At 64.0% G+C, this 16,021-nt stretch carries 18 protein-coding genes and 1 tRNA gene; 11 read left to right on the forward strand and 8 right to left on the reverse strand.

Going from position 1 to position 16,021, the window contains the following annotated elements:
- Positions 1-10 precede the first annotated feature (10 nt).
- From ASC68_RS04745 to ASC68_RS04755, 3 genes are all read right to left on the reverse strand, one after another.
- Positions 11-994 carry an ABC transporter permease gene (locus ASC68_RS04745; protein ID WP_055875447.1) on the reverse strand — a complete coding sequence of 328 codons (984 nt, stop codon included), beginning with the start codon at positions 992-994 and terminating at the stop codon, positions 11-13.
- 179 nt (positions 995-1,173) lie between these two features.
- Complete coding sequence (locus ASC68_RS04750) at positions 1,174-2,850, reverse strand: ABC transporter substrate-binding protein (RefSeq protein ID WP_055875451.1); 1,677 nt, start codon at positions 2,848-2,850, stop codon at positions 1,174-1,176.
- Between the two features lie 110 nt (positions 2,851-2,960).
- Positions 2,961-4,013: a LacI family DNA-binding transcriptional regulator gene (locus ASC68_RS04755; protein WP_055875454.1), complete on the reverse strand. Its 1,053-nt coding sequence runs from the start codon at positions 4,011-4,013 to the stop codon at positions 2,961-2,963.
- 166 nt (positions 4,014-4,179) lie between these two features.
- Between ASC68_RS04755 and ASC68_RS28580 the strand changes: the two genes are divergently transcribed.
- The 5 genes from ASC68_RS28580 (at position 4,180) to ASC68_RS04770 (ending at position 7,120) form a co-directional block, all read left to right on the forward strand.
- Entirely contained in the window at positions 4,180-4,317 is a 138-nt protein-coding gene (locus tag ASC68_RS28580; protein ID WP_156387235.1) for a hypothetical protein, read from the forward strand.
- A 31-nt stretch (positions 4,318-4,348) separates the two neighbouring features.
- On the forward strand, positions 4,349-4,507 hold the full coding sequence (locus ASC68_RS28585) for a hypothetical protein (RefSeq protein ID WP_156387236.1): 159 nt from the start codon (positions 4,349-4,351) through the stop codon (positions 4,505-4,507).
- A 193-nt stretch (positions 4,508-4,700) separates the two neighbouring features.
- On the forward strand, positions 4,701-5,303 hold the full coding sequence (locus tag ASC68_RS04760; protein ID WP_055875458.1) for a hypothetical protein: 603 nt from the start codon (positions 4,701-4,703) through the stop codon (positions 5,301-5,303).
- 642 nt (positions 5,304-5,945) lie between these two features.
- Entirely contained in the window at positions 5,946-6,692 is a 747-nt protein-coding gene (locus ASC68_RS04765; protein WP_156387237.1) for a hypothetical protein, read from the forward strand.
- Between the two features lie 140 nt (positions 6,693-6,832).
- Entirely contained in the window at positions 6,833-7,120 is a 288-nt protein-coding gene (locus ASC68_RS04770) for a GlsB/YeaQ/YmgE family stress response membrane protein (protein WP_055875464.1), read from the forward strand.
- A gap of 124 nt (positions 7,121-7,244) precedes the next feature.
- Here ASC68_RS04770 and ASC68_RS04775 read toward each other — a convergent pair.
- Together ASC68_RS04775 and ASC68_RS04780 are read right to left on the reverse strand one after the other, a co-directional pair.
- Positions 7,245-7,320 (reverse strand) — tRNA-Ala (locus ASC68_RS04775).
- Between the two features lie 53 nt (positions 7,321-7,373).
- Positions 7,374-8,405: an NAD-dependent epimerase/dehydratase family protein gene (locus tag ASC68_RS04780; protein ID WP_055875467.1), complete on the reverse strand. Its 1,032-nt coding sequence runs from the start codon at positions 8,403-8,405 to the stop codon at positions 7,374-7,376.
- Between the two features lie 81 nt (positions 8,406-8,486).
- Between ASC68_RS04780 and ASC68_RS04785 the strand changes: the two genes are divergently transcribed.
- On the forward strand, positions 8,487-9,035 hold the full coding sequence (locus ASC68_RS04785) for a TetR/AcrR family transcriptional regulator (protein ID WP_055875470.1): 549 nt from the start codon (positions 8,487-8,489) through the stop codon (positions 9,033-9,035).
- Positions 9,036-9,162: 127 nt separating this feature from the next.
- Here ASC68_RS04785 and ASC68_RS04790 read toward each other — a convergent pair whose 3' ends face one another.
- Positions 9,163-10,176: a Gfo/Idh/MocA family oxidoreductase gene (locus ASC68_RS04790; RefSeq protein ID WP_055875473.1), complete on the reverse strand. Its 1,014-nt coding sequence runs from the start codon at positions 10,174-10,176 to the stop codon at positions 9,163-9,165.
- A 98-nt stretch (positions 10,177-10,274) separates the two neighbouring features.
- Here ASC68_RS04790 and ASC68_RS04795 point away from each other — a divergent pair, with 98 nt between their 5' ends.
- The 3 genes from ASC68_RS04795 (at position 10,275) to ASC68_RS04805 (ending at position 11,551) form a co-directional block, all read left to right on the forward strand.
- Positions 10,275-10,649 carry a glyoxalase superfamily protein gene (locus ASC68_RS04795; RefSeq protein WP_055875476.1) on the forward strand — a complete coding sequence of 125 codons (375 nt, stop codon included), beginning with the start codon at positions 10,275-10,277 and terminating at the stop codon, positions 10,647-10,649.
- A 74-nt stretch (positions 10,650-10,723) separates the two neighbouring features.
- Positions 10,724-11,104 (forward strand): DUF6152 family protein, encoded by a 381-nt coding sequence (locus tag ASC68_RS04800; RefSeq protein ID WP_055875479.1) that lies wholly within the window; start codon positions 10,724-10,726, stop codon positions 11,102-11,104.
- Entirely contained in the window at positions 11,105-11,551 is a 447-nt protein-coding gene (locus ASC68_RS04805; protein ID WP_055875482.1) for a hypothetical protein, read from the forward strand.
- 3 nt (positions 11,552-11,554) lie between these two features.
- Here the strand turns inward: ASC68_RS04805 and ASC68_RS04810 are convergent, their stop codons facing one another.
- Positions 11,555-12,163: a LysE/ArgO family amino acid transporter gene (locus ASC68_RS04810; protein ID WP_055875486.1), complete on the reverse strand. Its 609-nt coding sequence runs from the start codon at positions 12,161-12,163 to the stop codon at positions 11,555-11,557.
- Positions 12,164-12,236: 73 nt separating this feature from the next.
- Here ASC68_RS04810 and ASC68_RS04815 point away from each other — a divergent pair, with 73 nt between their 5' ends.
- Positions 12,237-13,130, forward strand: a complete 894-nt coding sequence (locus ASC68_RS04815) for a LysR family transcriptional regulator ArgP (protein ID WP_055875488.1) — start codon at positions 12,237-12,239, stop codon at positions 13,128-13,130.
- 21 nt (positions 13,131-13,151) lie between these two features.
- On the opposite strand, the gene ASC68_RS04820 is transcribed toward ASC68_RS04815, so the two are convergent.
- Complete coding sequence (locus ASC68_RS04820) at positions 13,152-14,345, reverse strand: NAD(P)/FAD-dependent oxidoreductase (RefSeq protein WP_055875491.1); 1,194 nt, start codon at positions 14,343-14,345, stop codon at positions 13,152-13,154.
- A gap of 478 nt (positions 14,346-14,823) precedes the next feature.
- On the opposite strand from ASC68_RS04820, the gene ASC68_RS04825 reads away from it, so the two are divergent.
- Positions 14,824-15,864: an aspartate-semialdehyde dehydrogenase gene (locus ASC68_RS04825; RefSeq protein ID WP_055875494.1), complete on the forward strand. Its 1,041-nt coding sequence runs from the start codon at positions 14,824-14,826 to the stop codon at positions 15,862-15,864.
- Positions 15,865-16,021 lie beyond the last annotated feature (157 nt).

Below are 16,021 nucleotides of genomic sequence, written 5' to 3' on the forward strand. Positions count from 1 at the left end.
AGAGCCATCATCATGCCCTCCCTGCCGAACGGAGACGGGGGTCGAGGATGACGTTAAGGACGTCGGAGGCGAGGTTGGCGACGAGCACGCTCATGGTCAGCAGGATCAGTTGCGCCTGGATGAAGGAGTAATCACGGGTCTGGATGGCGTTGAGGGTGAACTTGCCGAGCCCGGGATAGTTGAACACCACCTCGGTGATGAAGGCGCCGCCCAGCACAAAGCCGATCGACAGCGCCAGCGAGGTGATCTGCGGCAGGATGGCGTTGCGCGCTACATAGCGGTTGCGGATGCGCCGGTCGGATAGGCCCTTGGCCTTGGCGAGCAGCACAAAATCCTCGTTGAGCAGGTTGATCATGGTGTTGCGCATGCCCAGGTGCCAGGCGCCGAAGCTGACGATGACGATCGAGGCGACTGGCAGCACGGCATGCCAGGCGACGCTCAGCAGCGTTTCGAGGTTGAAGCCGGGGGTGAGGTTCATTTCGTGGGCCCGGCCGAGCGGGAAGATCGGCCACTGCATGGTGAAAGCGTACCAGAGCAGCAGCGCCACGACCGCCGGGGTGAAGGCGTTGAGCATCACGTTGATCGGAGTGAAGAAGGTGTCGAAGAAGCCGCCACGGCGCCAGGCCGACCAGATGCCCATGGTGATACCGATGCCGAAGGAGAGGGTGGTAGCGGCGCCGACGAGGACCAGGGTCCAGCCAGCGGCGTAGAATAGGAGGCTCGCCGTCGGCTCGGGGAAATTGACCGTCGAGATGCCGAAATCTAAATGCGCGAGGCGCCAGAGATATTGCAGGTACTGGTCCCACAGCGAACCCGAAAAGCCATAGGTCTTGCGGATGGCGTCGATCTGGTCGGGCCGAAGCTTGCCGCGCAGTGACAACAGGATGCGGGTCGCCGGATCGCCCGGCATCAGCCGCGGGATCAGGAAATTGAGGGTGATCGCGACGAAGAACGCCCCGAAATAGAAGCCCAGTCTGCGGAGGAGGAAGGCCATTCCTGTTCCTGTCTGCCTGCACCGGCGTCATTCCCGCGAAGGCGGGAACCTAGCCTGGCCACTTGCACCGTGTCTGCGGCACCATCCCACTGGGTTCCCGCCTGCGCGGGAATGACGCCGGTGGGGATGCGCAGTCGAGAGGGATGGCCCGGCGTCATGCAGGGCCATCCGAGATCAGCTTACTTCGCCACCGGCGTCAGGCTCAGCAGCACCTTGACGCGTTCGTGGATGCCGGCGGGGTTGTTGGGGCGGGCCCAGGCGTTGGACTCGTCCGGCCAGCCGGTGAAGTTGCGGGTCGAATACTCGTACCAGGCGGGGTTCGAGAACAGCGTGATCACCGGCAGGTTCTCGGCCACCTGCTTCATCACCGAGGTGATCTTTTCCTTTTGCACCGCGACGTCGGCAGTGGCGCTGATGGCGGCAAGATCAGCCTCGATGCCAGGGATCTTCATCTGGTGCATGGCTTGCTCGTTGAGCGTGCCGGGCACCATCGAGCGCGGGTTGAACATCGAATAATAGGTGAACCAGGGGGTCGAGCTCAGGTTGGTCCACATGATGTAGACGTCGAAATTGCCGGTCGGGATGTTGTCGAACCAGGCGCCTTCCTCGGGTGTCTCCATCTCGCCGTTGATGCCGATATCCTGCAGGTTTTCCGAGACGGTCTGCAGGGTGTTCACCCAGTCGTCCCAGCCGGCCGGCACCGCCATCTTGAAGGCGATCGGGGTGCCGTCGGGGTTGTCGCGCCAGCCATCGCCATCCTTGTCGACGAAGCCCGCGTCATCGAGCACTTTCTTGGCCGCTTCAGGATCATAGGTCATCAGGTACTGGTAGGGCGCCAGCGCCGCGGTATCGATCCAGTCCTTGTAGAACATGCCCTCGCCGATCGGGTACTCGGCCGGCGTGGTGAGCCCGAAAGTGGCGATGTCGACCAGCGTGCCGCGGTCGATGGCCATCGACATGGCCTTGCGGAACTCGAGGTTGTTGAACGGCGCCTTGGTGGTGTTGAGCTGGAGGTTGGTGCCGGCGTCGGGCGGCAGCCAATAGTGGTTGTCCGGGCTCTTCGATGCGTAAGTGATCTCGGGATCGGTGATGCCGTCGGTGGCCCAGTCGAGATCGCCATTGGTGATGGCGGCGATGACCTGCAGGTTGTCGGAAAGCTGCGGGTATTCGATGCAGTCGACCTTCACCTCGGCGGCTTCGCGATAGAGCGGGTTCTTGCAGAGCTTGAAGGCGTTGCGCGAGAAATCGCGTACCTCGGTGAAGGGACCAGTCGCCACCACCTTGGGGTTGGCGTAGTTCACCGGGTCGGCAATGTCCTTCCAGACATGCTCGGGCAGCGGGAAGACCGGGCCGATATTGAGGCGCGCCAGCGAGTCGGCGGTCTTCAGCTCGAAGCGGACGGTGTGGTCGTCGACCGCCACCACGTCGACGATCGAGCCGGTGTCCTTTTCGGCATTGTAGATGTCATAGCCGATGGGGAAATCGAGATGCGCCTTGGCGTAGTTGAAGGTGAAGACCACGTCGGCGGCGCTGAACGGCTCGCCGTCGGACCACTTGACGCCCTCGCGCAGGTGGTAGGTGACGCTCTTCAGGTCGGCGCCGACTTCATATGAGGTGGCGAGCGCCGGAAAATCGTTGTCCGGGTGCCAGACATTGTCGATCCACAGCGGCTCATAGGCGAAATCCTGCACGTAAGCGTGCGGGCCGGTGAGGTTGTAGGGGTTGTAGTTCTCGACATGCGCGTCGGTATGGACCGGAGCGATGCGGATGATCACTTCCGCGTCGGCCGTTGTCGCGAAGGCGGCGGCAGTGAGCGCGGTGGTGGCGAGAAGGGTCAGTAAACGCAGTCGGTGCATGGCTTTGTCTCTCCCTGTGAGATCGATCCCATATCGATCAGCCGTTTGCAGTCGAAGAAGCTCCTGAGGCGTAGTTCTAGTTTTGTCGCGAGATCCTGATCTCGCTCTGGTCAACTGGCAGTCAGCGCCGGCGCAACCGTGCGGGCCGTCGGCGAAAGGCTCCGGGCCGGGCCGACGCTCTGGCGCATGATCAGCTCGGTGGGGATGGTGATGACAGGTGCAGCCGGCGGTTCGCCATCGAGGATGGAGAGCAGCAGGCGCGTAGCGACGCGGCCGGCCTCGTCGACCGGCTGGCGCACCGTGGTGAGCCCGGGGGTCAGATGCCGGGCGTGGAAATTGTCGTCGAAGCCGAGCAGCGAGATCTCCTCGGGGACCCGCTTGCCGGCGGCCTTCAGCGCCAGCAGCGCGCCGGCCGCGACGTCGTCGTCGCCGGCGAAAATGGCGGTGGTCTCGGGGCGCTCGACCAGCAGCCGGGCGGACGCCTGTTGGCCGAAGGTTTCGGAGAAGCTGCCATGCTCGACATAGATATCGTCGCGGGCAAGCCCGAAGCCGGCCAGTGCCGCGTCGATGCCGCTGAGACGCTCGTGCGTGTCGCGATAGATCGTGCCGCCGGAGAGATAGGCGATGTGGCGGTGGCCCTGGTCGAGCAGCAGCCGCATGCCGGCTTCAGCACCGGTGGCGTTGTCGATGGTGACGCGGGCGCGGGCCGGTGGGCACTCGTTGCCGCCAACGGTGACCACCGGGGTCTTCGAGCGGGCGATGATCTCCAGCACGTCGTCGCGCAGGGCGTTTTCGAGATAGAGGATCAGTCCATCGCAGGCGCGATCAAGCAACTCGATGATGGCGTGCGCCTCCTCATCGCGATCGGCATAACCGGACGCGACGATGATGCTCTTGCCGGCGCTGCGAGCGGTTTCCTGCATACCGCCGATCATCTGGGCATAGAACGGGCTCGAGACGTTGACGACGACGCCGCCGATAATGTCGGATCGGTTGGAGCGCAGGCCCCTCGCCATGGTATTGGGGCGATAGCCGAGTTCCTGGATGGCCGCTTCGACGGCCTTGCGGGCTTCGTCCGAGACATAACCGTTGCCGGCGATCAGCCGTGAAACGGTGGATCGCGAAACGCCGGCTTTCTTCGAGACGTCGGTAATCGTCGCCATGGGAACTCGACATGAGATCGATCCCACATATCAGCGTGATGCGGCAGGTGTTGTCAACGGGGTGCGGTGAGCTGACCGGAATCCGGTAGACATGTTCAGTTGCCATTCAGTCGGCGCAACTCAGGATAACCTTGTTCAATCAATAGTTTAGTCCGGGAGAATTGCTGTGCGCCGTGCCATTATCCTCGCGCTTTCCGTTATTGCGATCTCGAGCCTCACCGGCCATGCCATGGCCTTCCAGACCGGCACCATCTACGTGACCAAGGACGGCGAATGGATGTGCATCGACCGCTGGGGCAAATGAGATTCCGCCCAGTTCCAGCGGTGGCTGGACGGTGGTCACGCCGCCGCGCAAAGTCGGGGGCGATTGCAACAACCACTACGTGGTGCAGACCGGCACGACGCTCGGCGCCTCCGTCGACCTGGCCTCGCCGCTGCTGCAGGACCCGACCGTGCGGGCCGACAAGGGCATCAGCGAAAAAGGCATCAAGTAACCTCGCCGGGGCAACCGAGAGGAGATCCGTCCTCCTGGTTGCTTCACGACGCGGTCTGCGGCCTGATGGCGGCCTCGAGCAGTTACCGTTCGTTGAATCGGTGAATGCTCTGAGTCTTTGATTAGTCGCGCTTTCGAACCGGAAGAGTCTGCAACTTTTCCTGAAAGCACTCCAGGGTCCCAGCGAGGGAGCGATGGCCGACTTAACGACGAGATCGCTCGATTCCGCCACCTGGCCAGCTTTCGCCGCGCTGGTGGAGCGGCACAATGGCGTCTGGGGCGGTTGCTGGTGCATGGCGTTTCACCCGGAGGGCACCGGCAATCACAAGCCGCCGGGGCAGAACCGGACCGAGAAGGAAGCGCGGGTGCATCGCGGCGAGGCGCATGCAGCGCTGGTGTTCGACAGCGAGATCTGCGTGGGCTGGTGCCAGTTCGGCTCGCCCGCCGAATTGCCGCGCATCAAGGCGCGGCGCGCCTACGAAGCGGAACCGGCGCCGGCGGCGGACTGGCGGATCACCTGCCTGTTCGTCGACAAATCCTACCGGCGCCAGGGTGTGGCGGCTGCCGCGCTGGCCGGCGCCCTCGGCGAGATCAGCCGGCTGGGCGGCGGCCTGGTCGAGAGCTTTCCCGAAGACGCCGAGGGACGCTCGGTCTCTTCGTCCTTTCTCCACAACGGCACGCTGGCCATGTTCGAGCAGGCAGGCTTCGTGCGGCAGCGTCGGCTGGGGAAGGACCGCTGGCTGGTGACGGCGGTACAGCCAGCCGGTTGGGCGCTAACACAAGCACGAATGGGTTGAAATCGAAGTGGTGGAGCTGAGCGGTCTGCAGAAACCAAACTGCATCAAGGGCCTCGGCTGGCTAACCGTCCTGAGACCACTCATTGAATGATAACGGACTTTTCTGCCTGTTGGCTAACGCAAAAGTCCCGGTGCGATACAGATTGGCGGCGGGATTGCTTGCCTCGCGTAGCCGGCGGCCGCTTCGCGCGATGTGTGGACCTACTGCTCGTCGTGCGTGAGACCAGAGTCCTGACGGTTCAGCAGGCTTTCTCGATATCGGGCAACGCCCAGCTCTTGTCGTAGAGCGGCTGGGCCACAGAACCGAAGGTCGGAAACCGGCTCGGCCCCTCGACCCGTCGCGATCGAGTTCTTCTCTCGGCCGATCGGCATCGTCGGGCCAAAGCCTTCGCGCATCGGCCCTCACAAGTGCAGCGGTATCGTGATGGCATCCCAGCGCAAAACGCTCTGTCCCCGGCGAAAATATGCAACTATCTGGCTAATTTCCAAGCAATATCAAGCGCCACAGACGGAATTACTTATATATAGATACATTTGTAGATAGTTCGAAATATTGGCGTCCCGAACTGTTCATATGCAGCTTTGCCATTACTTTCTCGTTTACATGTATCGGCCGGTTCTGCCGGTTAGGAGGAGAGTAATATGCGAAGCAACATGTCAGCATTTTTGACGGCAGCGGTTCTCGTTGTCGGGATTGGTATTGCTCCTGCTAGTGCCGCCGGCGTTCTGGGAGGCGTTCTGGGTGGCGGCGGCAGCGACGGGGGGTTGGTGACGATCGAGGAGGGCGAGGCGGGCAACGACTCGTTGGTCAACGTCGGCATCGGCGGTGAAAACAACAACGTGCTCGACGTCAACCTGGGTGCCAACGACCCGCTGGCCAATGCGAACGTTTCTGCTGGGCTGACGGATAGCGGGCTCGTCGCCAGCACATCAGTCACCCTCGACCTGGGTGGCCTTGGACTCGATCTTGATATCGACATCGGCATTCCGGGCCCTGGTGGGCTGGGCGGGCCAGGAGGCGCTGGTGGACCTGGCGGCGGTGGCTACGTCCTGGTCGGCAGTCTCGGCGGCGGTTCATTCGTCATCAAGTGCTCAGTGAACGACGCGCGTAACCTTCTGCAGGTTGCCGCGAACGGCAAGATCAGCAACGCCGAGATCAAGGCTTGGGCCCGGGCGACCGGTGTGCAGATCGTGCCTATCAAGCTTTGCCCGACTGCCAAGCGCCAGGTTGCCCAGATCTTCGCCCGTAGCAGCAAGGTCAATACCCTGCAGGGCGCGGTCGTGAACGACGCACTGATTATGGCCACGCTTAGCCGTAGCGGATACGACGCCAGCGATGTGGTCGCTGTCCAGCGTCGCAATACGCAACTGATTGTGTACGTGTTCTGACAACGACGGAGCTGGAACGAAAGCCTGAGTTCCCGCGTTCTCAACGTGACCTTTCTGGTCCACAGACCCCACGCCCTCGGGGACCTGTAGCCGCTCCGCCACCCGCGGGGCGGCTTTCTTCCTTGTGGGGGTCTGGGAACATGCAAATGAGCACCGAAAGTTTGTTGATCATACTCCTCGTCGGCCTGGTCGCTGGGTGGCTGGCCGGCCTGATCGTGAAGGGTTCTGGACTTGGCTTAATCGGCGACATGGCCGTCGGTATTGTCGGAGCATTGATCGGTAGCTGGCTGCTCCCGCAACTTGGCATCGCCTTGGGATCCGGCGTGGTCGCAGCCATAGTGAGTGCGACTATCGGCGCAGTCATCCTTCTCGTCATCATCGGCCTCGTGCGGCGCGGCAGTGGCGGTGGACTGTTTCGACGACGCTAGCCTTTGTGGGTTCGCAACGTCCGCTTCAGAGAACGCCTGCTGAACAGTACATTGGCTAACCGAGAGAGAGGTTAGCCAAAAGCGGCCGCTAACTGTTTGATATCAATAACCGTGAAGATCGAAGTGGTGGAGCTGAGCGGAATCGAACCGCTGGCCTCATCATTGCGAACGATGCGCTCTCCCAACTGAGCTACAGCCCCGCTTCGATGGCGCGCTTATTAGCCAATCCGCGCGCCGAGGACCAGTCCTTTTTTCAGGCGACGAGACGCTGGGCGACGAGGCTCCGGGCGGTGGCGACGGCGGCGTCGGGCCCGGGGATGGTGGGGCGGGCGAGCAGAAGGCGGCCGCTATTGCCGTCGACGCGCCTGACGTGGCCGAGTTCGGCGGTGTTGGAGCCGATCTGCGGATCGAACAGGCCGATCAGCCGAACCACCCAGTTGGGCAGCTCGAAGCGCGGGGCGCGGCCGGCGACCTGGGGCAGCGCGGCGCGGAGCGCGGTGGCCAGCTCGAACAGGCTCATCTCGCGGTCGGCGAGGATGTGACGTTTGCCACCCGCGGTTGGCGCGGTCATGGCCGCCACCTGGGCGGCGGCGACGTCGCGGACGTCGATGATGGAAAAGCTCATCTTCGGCGCGGCCGGGATGGAGCCGTTGAGCAGCCGCTGCACCAACAGGCCCGAGGTGCCGACATCCTCGTCGAGCAGCGGGCCGAGGATGGCGCCGGGATTGATGGTGGCGAGCCGGTCGCGCGCGCCGAAGCGATCGGCGACAGCCCAGGCCTCGCGTTCGGCGCGCAGCTTCGATTCGGCGTAGGCGCTGACCTTGGGACTATCGGGATTGGTCCAGTCGGCAGTGGTGAAGGTGCGGCTGTAGTCGTCATGGCCATAGGCGATGGCGGCGATCGAAGAGGTGACGACGACGCGCTCGACGCCGGCGGTGAAGGCGGCAGTGACGGCGCGCCGGGTGCCTTCGACGGCAGGACGGATCAGGTCGTTCTTGTCCCTGGGCATTTCGAGCACGAAGGGCGAGGCGACGTGCTGCAGGTAGCGCACGCCGGACATCGCTTCTGCCCAACCCTTGTCGGCGAGGAGGTCGAGGGCGACAAACTCCAGCCGCGCAGTGTCGGCGCCATGGGCAGCGAGGGTTTTCCTCACCTTTTCGGCCCGCTCGAGGCTGCGCAGCGAGCCGCGGACGGTGTAGCCTTGGGCGAGGAGCTGCAGGGCGACATGGCCGCCGAGAAAACCGGAAATGCCGGTGACGAGGACGCGGTCAGGCTGGTCGGACATTTGGGGTATCCCTCCGTTGAACTGAACGATATGTACGAATATCGTTCAGTTCGTTCAAGATATCGACGAAGGAAAATCGGCGTGGCGGAGATCGACAAGCGGGAGCAGATCCTTTCGGCGGCGCGGCGGCTGATCCTCAGGCAAGGATTGCGCGCCACCTCGATGGAGGCGATTGCGGCCGAGGCACGAGTGGCCAAGCCCACGCTCTACAAATATTTCGGCGACAAGAACGCGGTGTTCGAGGCGATCGTCGCCGAGCTGATGGTGGAGTTGCACGAGCGGTTCGTGGCGGCGCTCACCGGCGAGGGCACAGTGGTGGCCCGGCTGGCAGCGGCGCTGTCGGCCAAATACGAGGCGATCGATCGGCTGCTGGGGCAATCGCCGTACGCCGACGAACTCTACGACGAGCACGAAAAGGTACGGCCCGAGGTGCGGGCGACCGAGGACGTGATCGACGCGATGGTGGCTGAGGAACTGCGGAAAGCGGGGGCTGGACAGCCCGAACTACTGACCCGGCTGCTGCTCGATGCAGCCTGGGGGATCAAGCGGAAGGCGCGGGGCCCAGGGGAAGCGGGGCCGGGGATTCGGCTGCTGGTGGAGCGGCTGGTGGGGCCGGAGGTGCGAGGGTAGGGGGCGCGGAGAGTCTGTGCCCGAAACGTCCCCCCTCTTGCGATTTCTAAGGCTTAGCGACGGGCGCTAAGCCCAAGAAATCGCTTTCTCCCCCGCAAGGGGGAGATGAGGAGAGATCGAGCCTGGATCAGACGGTGGCCCAGGCGCCGGTTTTTTCGCTTTTGAACACCGCGTCGATGACCTTCATCGATTTGATGGAGTCCTCGACGCCCCATTCGAGCGATTTGTTGTCGAGGATGGCGCGGCAGAAGGCGTTGGCCTGCTCGGTGTACTGGTCGCAGGGCGGGATGATTTCGCGGCGGCTGAGGTGGCCATCGGGCGAATAGCCGTTGTCGATGATGATGGCGGTGGCGGTGTCGGCCGGGGCGTTGAACGGGATCACCAGTTCGACGCGGCCCTTGGTGCCGATCAGCTCGAGCGACTGGTGATTGACCGACTGGGTGGAGCAGACGAAGCTTGCCTGCTTGCCGCCGCCGAAATCGAGGATCACCGAGGCGAGGCGGTCGGTCTTCATCACCGGGTCGCGGTCGACCAGCGACACGGCGCGCTGTGGCTCGGCCTCGAACAGGAAGCGCGAACCGGTGATCGGATAGCAGCCGACATCGTAGATGCCGCCGCCGCCGATATCGGCCTGGTTGCGCACATTGCTGGGGTCGGTGAGGAAATACTCGAAGATGCCGCGCACGGTGCGGAGTTCGCCGAGCTCGCCAGAACGGGCGATGTCGCGGGCGCGGAGCCACTGCGGGTGATGGCGGACCATGAAGGCTTCATGAAAGACAATGTTCTTGGGCAGTTGCCGGAGTTGCTCGGCCTCTTTGGCGTTGAGCGCGATCGGCTTTTCGCACAGCACGTGCTTGCCGGCTTTCGCCGCGGCCAGGGTCATCGGCACGTGCAGGTGGTTGGGCAGCGGATTGTAGATGGCGTCGACGTTGGGGTCGGCGAACAAAGCTTCGTAGCTGCCATGCGCCTTGGCCTTGCCGGTCAAACCGAGTTCGGCGATGTACGCTTCGGCCTTCGCCACGTCGCGCGAGGCGACGGCGACCACTTCGCTCAGCGGCGACTTCATGATCGCCGGGGTGACCTTCTTCAGCCCGATATTGGCGGTGCTGAGGATGCCCCAGCGAATCTTCTTTTCAGCCATGATGTGTCTCCCTCAAGTTGCCCTATTGGTAGCGGATGGACAGCGTCGCTGCCATAAGACTTCCGCGAGTTTTGGCGCTGCAAACAAGGAGGAACCCGATGACGCTGACCTATCTGCAGACCGTACCGATCCTCCGCTCGTTCGATGAGATCAAGGCGCGGGAGTTCTATGTCGACTGGCTGGGCTTCACGGTGGATTGGGAGCATCGGTTCGAGCCGGGAATGCCGCTCTATATGCAGGTGAGCCGGGATGGCATCGTGCTGCACCTCTCCGAGCACCATGGTGACGGCTCGCCCGGCGTGCATGTACGGGTGAACTGCACCGGGGTCGCCGAGCTGCAGGCGGAGCTGATCGCCAAGCGCTACAAGAACAACCGGCCTGGGCTGGAGCGGCCTGAATGGGGCGGGCTCGAATGCACGGTGATCGATCCGGTCGGTAACCGAATCACGTTCGCCGAGGCGGATGGCGCCTGATCGAGCCGTTGTCGCGAGGCGGCGACAGGCATAGGCTGTTTGCCAGTTTGGCAGGGGGCCCAAGGGAGGTTCCGATGAGGAGACGTGGCATTCTGCTGCTGGTTGCGGCGTTCGGCATAGCGATGCCGGTGCTGCCGGCGCTGGCGCACCATGGCTGGGCGTGGACCGAGGAGGGGTTCTTCGAACTCACCGGGACGGTCAAATCGGTGTTCGTCGGCAACCCGCACGCGACGCTCGACCTCGAGGTCGAGGGCGTGGTGTGGCGGGTGGAACTGGCGCCGCCGGGACCGACCATGGCCTCAGGGTTCACCGAGGATACGGTGAAGCCGGGCGATGAGGTGGTGGCGCTGGGCAATCGGTCGCTCGATCCGAACGAGAAGCGGATGAAGGCGGTGCGCATCACCGTGGGCGGCAAGGCCTACGATATCTATCCCACCCGTGTGCCGGCCAACTAGGTGGAGACGCTGCTCGGCAGTATCGAGCAGCTGGCGCTGATCAAGGCGCTGAAGACCTCGTTTTTTGCCTATCCGGTGGTCAACGCGCTGCACATCCTGGCGGTGGGCGGGCTGGTGACCAGCGTGATCCTGATGGATCTCAGGGTGATCGGGGTGATCCGGAGCATCGACGAGCAGCCGTTCGTGCGGCTGCTGCGGCGGGTGGCGCTGGGTGGCTTCGGGCTGGCGGTGCTGACCGGGGCGCTGATGTTCGCGGTGCGAGCGACGGACTATGCCGGGATGCCGCTGTTCTGGATCAAGCTCGGGCTGATCTTTGTCGCGGGCCTGAACTTCGTGGCGTTCAGCCTGCTGAGGGTCGAGGGGGCCAGGCGGGTCCTGGCGGGGGTGTCGATCGTCTTATGGCCGACGGTGCTGCTGGTGGGGCGGTTCCTGGGGTTTGTGCTCTGAGGCTCAGCCGAGCAGCAGTTTTAGGGCGATGGCCCACATCACCAGCGCGATGACGGCTTCGAGCAGGCGCCAGGCCTCGGGCCTGGCGAAAAGCGGGCGCAGCCAGATGGCGCCATAGCCCAAGGCGAAGAAGAACAGGAACGAGCCGAGGATGGCGCCCAAGGCGAACCAGACCTCGGCGCCGGCGAACTGGGTCGACACCGTGCCGAGCAGCACCACGGTATCGAGGTAGACGTGCGGGTTGAGCCAGGTGATGGCGAGGCAGGCCAGCAGCGTCGCCGCGAGACCGCGTGGACCGGCCGAGGCGCCGACGCTCAGCGCATTGCCGGCCCGGAGCGCCGAGAGCAGGCTCCTTGCCCCGTACCAGACGAGGAAGGCGGCGCCACCGTAGCGCATCACCGGATCGAGCCAGGGCAGCCAGCTCGCGACCTTGCCGAAGCTGGTGACACCAAGGGTGATGAGCACCGCATCGGACAAGGCGCAGGCAAGGCTGACGGCGAAGACGTGCTCATTGCGCAGGCCCTGTCGCAGCACGAAGGCGTTCTGCGCGCCGATGGCGACAATCAGGCTGAGGCCCATGCTCAAGCCGGCGAAGAAGATTGGGAGATTCATGGAGGTGCCGTAGGTGGCGCGGCTGGCTCAATCCAGTTAACTTTCATCACCTGGAATTAGCGGAACTAAGCCGATGATCGATTATCCCGCGGCGCAGGCGGTGGCTCTGGTGGTGGAGACAGGCAGCTTCGAGCGGGCGGCGCGGGCGTTGAGCGTAACGCCGTCGGCGGTGTCGCAACGGGTGAAGCAGCTCGAGGAGCGGCTGGGGGTGGTGCTGATCGAGCGCGGCAACCCGTGCACGGCGACCGAGAAGGGCGCCTGGCTCTGCCGGCATATCGAGCATGTCGGGATACTCGAGAGCGAATTGATGCAGCAGATGCCAGGGCTCCGGGGTGAGGCCGAGCGGCGGGTGACGATCAGCATCGCGGCGAACGCGGACAGCGTCGGGACTTGGTTCCTCGGGGCGATCGCGCCGTTTACGCGCGGCAGTGAGCACCTCGTCAACATCGCCATCGACGATGAGGGGCACACGGCAGAGTGGTTGGAGCGCGGCCGGGTGCTGGCGGCGGTGACCTCGTTCGGCGACCCGGTGCGAGGCTGTCGGGTTACCCCACTGGGCGCGCTGCGGTACCAGGCCACGGCGAGCCCGGAGTTTTGCGCGCGCTACTTCGCCGATGGGGTGACGGCGGCGTCGCTGGCGAAGGCGCCGGCGCTGACCTTCAACCACAAGGACCGGTTGCAGCAGGATTGGGTGCGGCTGGCGACGGGCGAGGTGGTGGCGTTTCCGACGCATTGGCTGCCCTCGACGCAGGGCTTTGTCGACGCCTGTGTCCTGGGGATCGGCTGGGCCCTCAACCCGGTGTCGCTAGTGGCGGACCATTTGAGCGCCGGCCGGCTGGTGGAAATCGCACCGCGGGCGACGCTGGATGTGCCGCTCTACTGGCAGGTGAGCCGGTTCGCGGCGGATCGGCTGCCGGAGCTGACACGAAGCGTCGTGGCGGCTGGGCGGCAGGAGTTGGTGCAGTGAGCGTGGTCCGCCGGCTTCGGCTTATGCGACCTGTCCCGCGGCCCAGCCGGAGGCCCAGGCCCACTGGAAATTGTAGCCGCCGAGCCAGCCGGTGACATCGACGGCTTCGCCGATGAAATAGAGCCCGGGGACGTTGCGCGCCTGCATGGTGGTCGAGTCGAGGCCGTCGGTGTCGATGCCGCCCAGCGTCACTTCGGCGGTGCGGTAGCCTTCCGAGCCGGTGGGCTTGATGGTCCAGCGCCGAAGCGAGTCCTCGATCTTCTGAAAACTCTTGTCGCTCATGTCGCCCATCATGGTGGTGACGCCGATCTCTTCGGCCAGCATCTGGGCGAGGCGCTTGGCGAGGTGCTGCGACAAGACGGTCTGTAGCTGCAGTTTTGGCGAGGTGCTGCGCGCCTCGCGGAGGATCTCGCCGAGGTTGCCATTGGGGAACAGGTCGATGACGATGGCGTCGCCCTCACGCCAGTAGCTCGAGATCTGGAGGATCGCCGGACCCGAGAGGCCGCGATGGGTGAAGAGCATGGCTTCGTCAAAGCTCTTCTTCCCCACCGAAATGCGGGTGGGGTCGACGGCGATGCCGCTCAGCGGCGCGAGGCGCTCGAGGATGCGCGGCTCGAAGGTCAGCGGCACCAGGGCAGGGCGGGTCTCGGTGACCTGCAGGCCGAACTGGGTGGCGAGCTGATAGGCAAGACCAGTGGCGCCCATCTTGGGGATGGATTTGCCGCCGGTGGCGACGACCATCGCTTTGGCGATCAGCGTTTCGTTCGCGGTCATCACGGTGAAGCTGCCGTCGGCGTGGCTGACGCCGTCGATCTCGGTGTCGAGCAGCAGGTTACCCCTGGCCTTTTTCAGCTCGCTGAGCAGCAGGTTGACGATCTGCTGGCTCGAGCCATCGCAGAACAGCTGGCCCAGGGTCTTTTCGTGGAACGGGATGGCGTACTGGTCGACCAGCGCGATGAAGTGTTCCGGCGTGTAGCGCGACAGGGCGGAGAAGGCGTAGCGCGGGTTGCTGGAAAGGAAGCGGTCGCGGCCGGCTTTCACCGTAGCGTTGATATTGGTGAAGTTGCAGCGCCCGCCGCCGGAGATGCGGATCTTCTCGCCGGCATTCTTGGCGTGGTCGATCACCAGCACCGAGCGGCCGCGCTTGCCGGCTTCGATGCCGGCCATGAGGCCAGCCGCGCCGGCGCCGAGGATGATCACGTCGTAAGTTTGCATGGGGTGGGGATGGCGGTTTTCCGCGGGCGATGCAAGGGGGACCCAGTCGTGGCAATCAAACTCGATGTCATCCCAGCGAAAGCTGGGACCCAACTCGCAGCCGGAACCAGCGGATAGGTGGACGATGTCCGTGGGTCTGGCCGCCCCCTCCACCATGCTGCGCATGGTCCCCCTCCCCCGCCACGCGGGGGAGGATGAGCGTAGGCGATGTCCTATAGGTGATTGACTATTTGCGATTTCGGCGTAGAAACGCGGCGCCGGACAAGAGGATCGGGTTGCGGGATGCGCAAGACCCACATCACAATGACCAAAGCGGAGACCAAGGGTCTTCGTGGTGTCGTTGTTTCGGCGACCAAAACCACCAAAACCCCCTGAGCCGATCCCCGGGCAACTCCCGCCGGGGAGCGGCCGGATGCCATGTGCCGCGGACCGAGCCGGTCCAGCGCGGGGGAAATGAAGGCAAAGAGGACTTTCCAAAATGGGTTATCGCGTCGCCGTCGTCGGGGCCACAGGCAATGTGGGCCGGGAAATGCTCAACATCCTCGCCGAGCGGAAGTTTCCCGCCTCGGAAGTGATCGCCTTGGCCTCCGCCCGCTCGCAGGGCCAGGAGATCAGTTTTGGCGACAAGCGGCTCAAGGTACAGAACCTCGAGCATTTCGATTTCAAGGGCGTCGATTTCGCGCTGATGAGCGCCGGCTCGGCCATCGCCAAGGAGTATGGCGAAAGGATCGGGGCGACCGGCTGCATCGTCGTCGATAATTCGAGCTTCTGGCGCTACCACGGCGACGTGCCGCTGGTGGTGCCGGAGGTCAATGCGCATGTGCTCGACGCCTATATGGCGCGCAACGACCGCAAGAACATCATCGCCAACCCGAACTGCTCGACGGCGCAACTGGTGGTGGCGCTGAAGCCGCTGCATGACCTTGCGACGATCAAGCGGGTGGTAGTCGCGACTTACCAGTCCGTTTCGGGCGCCGGCAAGGAGGGCGTCGACGAGCTGTGGGACCAGACCAAGGGCGTGTTCGTCAACGACAAGCCCGAGCCCAGAAAGTTCACCAAGCAGATCGCCTTCAACGTCATTCCACACATCGATGTGTTCATGGAGGATGGCTATACGAAGGAAGAGTGGAAAATGGTGGCCGAGACCAAGAAGATCCTCGACCCCAAGATCAAGCTCACCGCGACCTGCGTGCGCGTGCCGGTGTTCGTCGGCCACTCCGAGGCAGTGAACCTCGAATTCGCCAACCCGATTTCGGCTGACGAGGCGCGCGAAGCACTGCGCGAGGCGCCGGGGATTTCGGTGATCGACAAGCGCGAGGCCGGCGGCTACGCCACGCCAGTGGAGGCGGCAGGCGAGTACGACACCTATGTCAGCCGCATCCGCGAAGATGTGACGGTCGAGAACGGCCTGAGCCTCTGGGTGGTGAGCGACAACCTCAGGAAGGGCGCGGCGCTCAACACCGTGCAGATCCTCGAGACGCTGGTCGAGCGCAAGCTCGTGGAGAAGAAGGCGGCTTAGGCTGCTAGCCGGGGCTGTCGCTCCTTGCTTCGCGTCGGATCGGCGATGCTGCCGCATCGCATACCCCTCATCCGGCGCTGCGCGCCACCTTCTCCCTCAAGGGGAGAAGGCACCCGACTGAGAGTCCTCGTTTCCATCGCCTTCTCCCCTTGAGGGA

Source organism: Devosia sp. Root105 (assembly GCF_001424865.1).
Taxonomy (GTDB): Bacteria; Pseudomonadota; Alphaproteobacteria; order Rhizobiales; family Devosiaceae; genus Devosia_A.

Bases quoted from the DNA above. Each gene is read 5' to 3' on its own strand.
- ASC68_RS04745 (WP_055875447.1), bottom strand. From the start codon at position 994: ATGGCCTTCCTCCTCCGCAGACTGGGCTTCTATTTCGGGGCGTTCTTC.
- ASC68_RS04750 (WP_055875451.1), bottom strand. From the start codon at position 2,850: ATGCACCGACTGCGTTTACTGACCCTTCTCGCCACCACCGCGCTCACT.
- ASC68_RS04755 (WP_055875454.1), bottom strand. From the start codon at position 4,013: ATGGCGACGATTACCGACGTCTCGAAGAAAGCCGGCGTTTCGCGATCC.
- ASC68_RS04760 (WP_055875458.1), top strand. From the start codon at position 4,701: ATGGCCGACTTAACGACGAGATCGCTCGATTCCGCCACCTGGCCAGCT.
- ASC68_RS04765 (WP_156387237.1), top strand. From the start codon at position 5,946: ATGCGAAGCAACATGTCAGCATTTTTGACGGCAGCGGTTCTCGTTGTC.
- ASC68_RS04770 (WP_055875464.1), top strand. From the start codon at position 6,833: ATGCAAATGAGCACCGAAAGTTTGTTGATCATACTCCTCGTCGGCCTG.
- ASC68_RS04780 (WP_055875467.1), bottom strand. From the start codon at position 8,405: ATGTCCGACCAGCCTGACCGCGTCCTCGTCACCGGCATTTCCGGTTTT.
- ASC68_RS04790 (WP_055875473.1), bottom strand. From the start codon at position 10,176: ATGGCTGAAAAGAAGATTCGCTGGGGCATCCTCAGCACCGCCAATATC.
- ASC68_RS04795 (WP_055875476.1), top strand. From the start codon at position 10,275: ATGACGCTGACCTATCTGCAGACCGTACCGATCCTCCGCTCGTTCGAT.
- ASC68_RS04800 (WP_055875479.1), top strand. From the start codon at position 10,724: ATGAGGAGACGTGGCATTCTGCTGCTGGTTGCGGCGTTCGGCATAGCG.
- ASC68_RS04810 (WP_055875486.1), bottom strand. From the start codon at position 12,163: ATGAATCTCCCAATCTTCTTCGCCGGCTTGAGCATGGGCCTCAGCCTG.
- ASC68_RS04815 (WP_055875488.1), top strand. From the start codon at position 12,237: ATGATCGATTATCCCGCGGCGCAGGCGGTGGCTCTGGTGGTGGAGACA.
- ASC68_RS04820 (WP_055875491.1), bottom strand. From the start codon at position 14,345: ATGCAAACTTACGACGTGATCATCCTCGGCGCCGGCGCGGCTGGCCTC.
- ASC68_RS04825 (WP_055875494.1), top strand. From the start codon at position 14,824: ATGGGTTATCGCGTCGCCGTCGTCGGGGCCACAGGCAATGTGGGCCGG.